This window comes from Fictibacillus phosphorivorans (assembly GCF_023715845.1).
Classification (GTDB): domain Bacteria; phylum Bacillota; class Bacilli; order Bacillales; family Fictibacillaceae; genus Fictibacillus; species Fictibacillus phosphorivorans_D.
The window spans coordinates 1-504 of the sequence record NZ_JAMBOR010000057.1; the positions used below are offsets into that span (position 1 = coordinate 1).

Annotated in this window: 1 rRNA gene; it reads right to left on the reverse strand. The window is 51.4% G+C overall.

Annotated elements, in window-relative coordinates:
• Positions 1 to 504: ribosomal RNA gene (locus M3206_RS18775) — 23S ribosomal RNA — on the reverse strand; the annotation flags it as partial.

The window sequence follows — 504 nt, forward strand, 5'->3', positions numbered from 1 at the left end:
AGGCCCCGACTAACCCTGAGCGGACGAGCCTTCCTCAGGAAACCTTAGGCTTTCGATGGACAAGATTCTCACTTGTCTTTCGCTACTCATACCGGCATTCTCACTTCAAAGCGCTCCACCAGTCCTTCCGGTCTGACTTCACAGCACTTCGAACGCTCCCCTACCCCTGTACCAAATGGTACAAGCCATAGCTTCGGTGATACGTTTAGCCCCGTTACATTTTCGGCGCAGAGTCACTCGACCAGTGAGCTATTACGCACTCTTTAAATGATGGCTGCTTCTAAGCCAACATCCTGGTTGTCTGGGCAACTCCACATCCTTTGCCACTTAACGTATACTTTGGGACCTTAGCTGATGGTCTGGGCTGTTTCCCTTTTGACTACGGATCTTATCACTCGCAGTCTGACTCCCGCGGATAATTCTCTGGCATTCGGAGTTTGACTGAATTCGGTAACCCTGTGGGGGCCCCTAGTCCAATCAGTGCTCTACCTCCAGGAATCTTGC